Annotated in this window: 5 protein-coding genes and 1 pseudogene; 4 read left to right on the forward strand and 2 right to left on the reverse strand. The window is 59.6% G+C overall.

Annotated features, from left to right (window positions below; all coding sequences use genetic code 11):
* The 4 genes and pseudogenes from AC1DT2_RS17725 to AC1DT2_RS17740 all read left to right on the forward strand — a co-directional run.
* Positions 1 to 313: pseudogene (locus AC1DT2_RS17725) on the forward strand (hypothetical protein); the annotation flags it as partial.
* A 2-nt stretch (positions 314 to 315) separates the two neighbouring features.
* Positions 316 to 1449 (forward strand): C2 family cysteine protease, encoded by a 1134-nt coding sequence (locus AC1DT2_RS17730; RefSeq protein ID WP_477297779.1) that lies wholly within the window; start codon positions 316 to 318, stop codon positions 1447 to 1449.
* Between the two features lie 89 nt (positions 1450 to 1538).
* Entirely contained in the window at positions 1539 to 1907 is a 369-nt protein-coding gene (locus AC1DT2_RS17735) for a hypothetical protein (RefSeq protein WP_477297781.1), read from the forward strand.
* Positions 1908 to 2019: 112 nt separating this feature from the next.
* On the forward strand, positions 2020 to 2685 hold the full coding sequence (locus tag AC1DT2_RS17740; RefSeq protein WP_477297782.1) for a hypothetical protein: 666 nt from the start codon (positions 2020 to 2022) through the stop codon (positions 2683 to 2685).
* Positions 2686 to 2833: 148 nt separating this feature from the next.
* Here the strand turns inward: AC1DT2_RS17740 and AC1DT2_RS17745 are convergent, their stop codons facing one another.
* Positions 2834 to 3247, reverse strand: coding sequence for a hypothetical protein (locus AC1DT2_RS17745; protein WP_477297783.1), 414 nt, complete (start codon positions 3245 to 3247; stop codon positions 2834 to 2836).
* Between the two features lie 124 nt (positions 3248 to 3371).
* The coding region (locus AC1DT2_RS17750) for a hypothetical protein (protein ID WP_477297785.1) at positions 3372 to 3749 on the reverse strand (378 nt) is incomplete at its 5' end.

Genomic DNA, 3749 nt, shown 5'->3' on the forward strand with positions numbered 1-3749 from the left:
CTATGCGTCCGGGCAAATGGTCCGCTCGGTCATGGTCAGGCAGATCAAGCTCGCTTATCTCGCGGTGGCCGGCGCGATCGCTCTTGTTGCCGTGGGTGGCGGCGCCCTCATCTGGGCGGAAATCGCGGCCTACAAAGATGCTCGTGCACGCTCCGCCGCAGCGCAAATCAATGCTGAAGTTGTCGAGGCCTACAGCCGTGTGGGGATGACTTCCTGTGGCGGCCATCCGTGCGTGAAGTTGGACAGGAAAGCTAAGCGGTGGGGTGATAAGGGGCAGTATGTGCTTGTTGACTTGGCGGACGGCCGTCGCTAGCTATGGACCAGCCAAAGTTCAACGAACAGAATCTCTACGGTGAGACCAGGCACCCCCAAGCGTGGGATGTTGCCCAGCTCCGCCTCGGCGATTGCTACCTACTTGCACCCATGGCGTCGCTTGCCTATCAACAGCCAGAAAGAATCGAGAAGGCAATCAGGTACGACGCACCGACGGCCTCATTTACCGTCACGCTCTATACGTCACAGAAGACCTTCCTAGGTCTCTCATCAAAGCCGAAGGCCGTGGATGTGACTGTCAGCCAGGCTGATATCGAGCAAGAGGTCAAGATCAGCGGAGCCAGCCTGATCGACAGAGGCGGCGGTCCAGTCGAAGCCAGCTGGCCAGCAGTGATGGAAACCGCCTACGCCAAGCTGGCGATGAAGGGAGATGAGACCCTTTCCGATGGCTTCGACCGCATCGGCAACGGCGGCTGGCCTCAGGACGCGGTCTATGCTCTTACCGGAGAGCGATCTACCTCGGTGTCGGACTACTCCCTTAGACACACGACTCTTGATCGTGCTCACGCCAGGATAGAAGGCGCTCTTAAGGAAGACCGGCCTGTCATTCTCACGACGCGTGCGGTTGAGGGTGCGCCTAACGATGGCCTGGTCTCAAGCGAGGAAGGTGGCGGTCACGCGTATGTGATCGAGAACATCAGCAAGGACCAGAGCGGCAACGTCACAATAAGGGCTCGGAATCCGTGGGGGCACAACATGGACCCTACCCATGGCGTCTCCTCGCAGAGTCCAACCGTCGATGTCGACCTCAAGACCATCCTAGAGAACCATCACCTACAGCAGATCGACTTCGGCCCTAAACCGATCCGAACGAAGAGCACCGGGGAAGCCACTCAGGACCGAGATCGCCAAGACGATTCACAGGCGTCAGTCAGTACGGGCGACCCTTACATGGACCGACTACTGAGAAGCCTCGGCGACGAGCGCGCCCTGGGCGAGTCTTTGAGCGAGCTCGCATCGTCGCCTGATGGTCGGGACTTTCGTACTGAAGGGAGCATGCGGTACGAGGAGCTTCTTCACCAGCAAGCGCTGGAGGAATCCGTGCAGGCCCAGCAACAGCAACAGCAACAAGCAGCTCAGGTCGGCCCGGTTTTGAGCCTGGCCCCTTCCGAATGAACGGTTTCTCTTTCGTGCGCCTCGCATTCTTATGGGCAAGCCTTCTGCTTGTCGGCGCCTGTACAGCATCGCAAGGATCTCGCGTCAGGATGATCGACGCCGCTCCCGTCAACACCTTCCAGCCTTGGGGTAACGCCAACCTGGCTACGTATGCGAGCGAGCAAGCGGACATGGAGGCTGCCGTCGTCCAGTACCTTGCGTCGAACTACGAAATTGTGGATCGGCGCTTCTACGTTGCCAGCGCATTCTCGCGTGTTCTCCAGAGCGACATGTATGACGTCATGGTCAAGAAGCTCGGGGGAAAGGTCATAGATCACAAGATCCCTGAAGGACTCGGAAATATCAGAATCTGGAAACGTGGGAAGGAATACTTCGCGGTTGCGTCTTCCTGGATCATCTATCCCGGTGCGAATGCTGTTTATGGGTACTACGAGCTCCGTAGAAGGCCCCGGAGGTAAGGTTCTCGCTAACCTTGTCTACCGAAAGTGCGCACTGGTCCGGCAGGCAACGCCAATTCGGTCCCGCTATCATGCTCACCACGGCCGCTGAGTCGCGGCCGTTTAAGGAACCATGGATGCGGACCCGATGATGCGCCCCGCCCTTGCCGTGACCGGCCTCGCCACATCCCTGCTTCTGGCTTGTGCCGTTCCGGCCCGCGAGAAAACTTCGCCACCGCATGCCGCGGGCACCAGCGTTGCCCAGGCACTACCTTCTCCAGATAAGGACCATCCGATGAACGCTGCCGTTTCGCCTGCGCTGCTGCCCGGAGCGCGCGACGCCGGGGCGCGCGTGCTGACCTTCCTGTCGACTGTCTCGTCTACGGCCGCATTCACGCCAGCGGGCATCGGGCATGCCATGGGCGTCACCCTAGGGCCGGACCCGAACAACGACTCCGGTTGGGCCATTTACCACAGCCCCGACTTGGGCCAGGGTTGGAGCTACTGGGTCCAATTTGCGGCGGGCGAGGCCACCTTGAAGCCGGGGTTTCGCTTCTGGTTCGACCACACCGACCGCGCCGCCGATGCCGCACCCGTGTGTGCGCTGCCCTTGGACAAGCTGCGCAGCACCTTGACGGCCCATGGTTGGGCTGAACGGTCCGTTCCTTCGGAAATCGGCAGTGTTCAGGCGATCGAGTTCGCCAAGGCCGACATGGTGCTGACGTTGAGCGCGCGCGATGGCGCGGACGTGCACGGCACCGCGTGTGTGCTGTCGCTGCAAACTGCTGACGCGCGCTGACCAGGAAGGACTCTCCCATGGCTGCGCCCCACCCCGACCTTGATGCCGCGGTAAACCAGTTTGCGCAGCAGCCAGGCGATGGCTGAGGCAACCGCTCGTACRCACTGTGTGCACCGTGTGCACCGGCCTAGTTGCGCGGCGCAACGCTTCACGGCGTGACATCTTTCACCTGCTGGATATTGAGCACATAGGGCGTCAACGGATCTGGATCGGCCTGAAAGAGTCCCGTTATCRTTGCAAACCCTTTGCGTCCCTGATGGTTCATCTGCACGTAGAATCGATGGATATCCTTGTGATCCAGGGTTGCTTCTGACTTGATAACCAGTTCAATTCCGCGACCAGGGCACGCCCTGTCGCTGAAATTCATGTGATCCTCTCCGAGAATGACAAACCCTCGAATCCGAATCACCTGATTCACAAACGCCTGCGGGCTTTTCAGGACACTGCAAACCTCCGTGGTGTTGATCTCTGTCCCGTGTGTCCCGGCTCCGGCGAATGCGACGGGCGAGAAAAACAGGAGCCACGACCACGCAGCTAAGGCATTAAGCACACTCGTCTTCACTCTTCACCCTCTGGGCAAGCGACAAAACACGCGGAAACATTGACCACAGCGTCGCGCGCAGTGTTCGTCTCTGGTGTCTCGGGCCGACGCCAGCCGTGTTCTTTTTTTGCCGCGTCGGATTGTCCTAGCGATGTCCTGAGTATCGCGGGTCATGCTCGTCAAGGCACATGAATACGACCTCAGCCTCGCCGCATCCACCGTGCAACATGCATTCGTTCGAATTCTCGCTCACGACCTGGATGTGCTTACCCAATTTGGCGCAATAGGCATTGGCATCCCTTAACGCATCGCCCTTTGCACGAGCAGGTCCAGAGAAAGGCGCCCGGATCGACACCGAGTACGTATCTTTCCCCGTCTCGCGCACGCCTGAACTCGCACATGCGGCCAGAGCGCTCGCTGCGATCAAACAAATGAATAGTCTCATCAGTGCCTCTTGGTCGTCAGAGCCGAAGGCCTGGAACACCCAGGATCCGCTCTGCGGGTGAGAGAAGTCGTCACAGTC

The organism is Luteibacter sp. P4_E6, from assembly GCF_056401535.1.

Excerpts from the sequence above, each read along its gene's own strand:
- AC1DT2_RS17730 (WP_477297779.1), top strand. The coding sequence starts at position 316 with ATGGACCAGCCAAAGTTCAACGAACAGAATCTCTACGGTGAGACCAGG.
- AC1DT2_RS17735 (WP_477297781.1), top strand. The coding sequence starts at position 1,539 with ATGATCGACGCCGCTCCCGTCAACACCTTCCAGCCTTGGGGTAACGCC.
- AC1DT2_RS17740 (WP_477297782.1), top strand. The coding sequence starts at position 2,020 with ATGGATGCGGACCCGATGATGCGCCCCGCCCTTGCCGTGACCGGCCTC.